The organism is Companilactobacillus paralimentarius DSM 13238 = JCM 10415, assembly GCF_001434985.1.
Lineage (GTDB): Bacteria > Bacillota > Bacilli > Lactobacillales > Lactobacillaceae > Companilactobacillus > Companilactobacillus paralimentarius.
In genome coordinates this window covers 1-2,266 of the sequence record NZ_AZES01000097.1, presented here as the reverse complement: position 1 = coordinate 2,266, position 2,266 = coordinate 1, and the positions used below count along the sequence as shown (strand labels likewise).

At 33.4% G+C, this 2,266-nt stretch carries 4 protein-coding genes; 2 read left to right on the top strand and 2 right to left on the bottom strand.

Annotated features, from left to right (window positions below):
• The first annotated feature begins 97 nt into the window (after positions 1 to 97).
• The gene (locus tag FD33_RS08370) at positions 98 to 898 is read left to right on the top strand and encodes a Cof-type HAD-IIB family hydrolase (RefSeq protein ID WP_025086420.1); all 801 of its coding nucleotides are present in this window, start codon (positions 98 to 100) and stop codon (positions 896 to 898) included.
• A gap of 69 nt (positions 899 to 967) precedes the next feature.
• Here the strand turns inward: FD33_RS08370 and FD33_RS08365 are convergent, their stop codons facing one another.
• Positions 968 to 1,162: a PspC domain-containing protein gene (locus FD33_RS08365; RefSeq protein ID WP_025086419.1), complete on the bottom strand. Its 195-nt coding sequence runs from the start codon at positions 1,160 to 1,162 to the stop codon at positions 968 to 970.
• A gap of 19 nt (positions 1,163 to 1,181) precedes the next feature.
• Positions 1,182 to 1,370: a PspC domain-containing protein gene (locus FD33_RS08360; protein ID WP_025086418.1), complete on the bottom strand. Its 189-nt coding sequence runs from the start codon at positions 1,368 to 1,370 to the stop codon at positions 1,182 to 1,184.
• Between the two features lie 181 nt (positions 1,371 to 1,551).
• Here FD33_RS08360 and FD33_RS08355 point away from each other — a divergent pair, with 181 nt between their 5' ends.
• On the top strand, positions 1,552 to 2,235 hold the full coding sequence (locus tag FD33_RS08355) for a L,D-transpeptidase (RefSeq protein WP_056955900.1): 684 nt from the start codon (positions 1,552 to 1,554) through the stop codon (positions 2,233 to 2,235).
• The last annotated feature ends 31 nt before the right edge of the window (positions 2,236 to 2,266 follow it).

Genomic DNA, 2,266 nt, shown 5'->3' with positions numbered 1-2,266 from the left:
TATATTTCGTATTTATTTTTTGGACAAGTGGCTAACTTGTTCTTGTAATTTTCGGTTTATAATAAATTATAAATAAACTTACTTAGGAGAATTTAATTTGAAGAATATAAAATTAATTGCAACAGATATAGATGGAACACTCTTTGATTCTAATCACGAATACAATATCCAGCGCTTAAATAATTATATTAACCAATTGCATCAACAAAATATTAAATTTTCCGTAGCCAGTGGTAACAGTTATAGTCACCTCGAACAAATTTTCCAACAAACTAATAATATCGATGCCATTGTAGCCGAAAATGGTGCTCAGATTCTAGTTGATGGCAAAACTATTTACGAAGACACTCTAAATAATGATGAATTATTCGATATTGATAAGGAACTAAATAGTAATTTAAATATTATTAGCCTCTGCTTCTCTGGTGAAAACGGAACTTACGTCAACGCCGATTCTCCGCAAACTAATGATTATTACATCAACAATCTCGTACGACTCGAAGATATGAATGATATTAACGATAAAATTTTCAAAATGAATATCCGAATTGACGACAAAGAACTCGACCCTACGGTTAAATATATTAATGATAATTATGGAGACACAATTCACGCCGCCGTAAGTGGATTTAGTAGTATTGATATCATCAGTGCTCACATCAACAAAGCCACTGGTATCAAAGAATTATGTGATTACTACAATATTTCTACTGAAAATGTCATTTCTTTTGGCGATAACGGCAATGACTTGGAAATGTTACAAGAATCTGGTATCGGCGTTGCCATGAAAAATAGTGGTAAACATATTCAAGCAGAAGCTGATATGATTTCCGTAACTGATAATGATCACGATGGAGTTCTTAACACTATTGCAGACGTACTCAGTTTAGAAGCATAAATACAAAACAATAGAGATAGGTAATCAAGTACGATTACCTATCTCTATTTTCTTTAATATTTAGTTCTTTTAATTCATATCTGGTTTTTCCATTAGCATCCAAAGTATTAAATAGACGATAATTCCTGGAAAACCTGGCGTTAAAGTTAAAATAACGTATAGAACTCGACCGATTGCTGGATTCCAATCGAAGTTTTCACAAAATCCGGCAATGACTCCACCTAATATTTGATTATCTTTAGATCTTTTAACTGGAATATGCACTATACTCTCCCCCTTTAATTTAATCTTCTGGATTTTCCATTAATAGCCAAAGTACTAAATAACCGATAACTCCTGGTAAAGGTGTCAAAGCTAAAACAACCCATAATACTCTAGCAATAGTTGAATTCCATTGGAAGTGTTCAGCTAATCCACCGACTACTCCGGCAAGTACTCTATCATTGTTGGAACGTTTAATTGGAATATGCATAATTGCTTTCCCCCTTTGTTATGTTAAATTCATCTTAATCTATTCACAAAAATAAGTACATCTAAATTGCTTACATAAAACTTACAATTATGTCACATAAAAGTATTATTTAGTTACGGTGCTTTTTTCTACAAGCCATGTATAATATAAATATAATTATATATGTTTGGGGAAAAATTTAATGAATCGTAGGAAGATTTATACTATTATCTTATCCACACTTTCAGTTTTAATATTGGGGATAATTGTTTGGCACGTTTCGAGTACTTCAACTAAAAAAACTCAGGCTGAGGCACAACAACAAGTTATCAAAAAGAAGCAGACTAAGAAGAAACTAAGGGAAAAGGCTCCCTCACCATTAAACGTCAAAGATGACAAGCACATGGTGAACTTGAAAGATTTTAAATATAACAGTGCCTCTGAAAAAAAGAAATATCCAGATTTGTACAAATATCCTAAAGCGTGGATCGATGTCGATATCACGACACAACGTGTTTACATCAAAGACGGCAAAACCAATCTATATGAGATGTACTCATCAACCGGGAAACATGATACAACACCTAGAGGAACTTACCATATTCAAAATGAACGTGGCGATTTCTTCTACACAGCACCTTTGAAATTAGGAGCATACTACTACGTTTCCTTCTTAAATCATGGTGAGTATCTTTTTCACACAACACCAACTGACGAACAAGGAACTTATGTTAAATCAATCGCCAAAACCTTAGGTAGAGAACCTTCATCTCATGGATGTGTCCACCTATCTGTTCCCGATTGTAAATGGATCTACGAAAATGTTCCTTCAGGAATGAAAGTTGTTATTCACGGTAAATATCGGCTGTTCGTCAAATCAAGTTGATGGCGGTTCAAGTTAACAGTTAGACCATAAA

Coding starts and splice junctions, on each gene's coding strand:
- FD33_RS08360 (WP_025086418.1), bottom strand. CDS start 1,370: ATGCATATTCCAATTAAACGTTCCAACAATGATAGAGTACTTGCCGGA.
- FD33_RS08355 (WP_056955900.1), top strand. CDS start 1,552: ATGAATCGTAGGAAGATTTATACTATTATCTTATCCACACTTTCAGTT.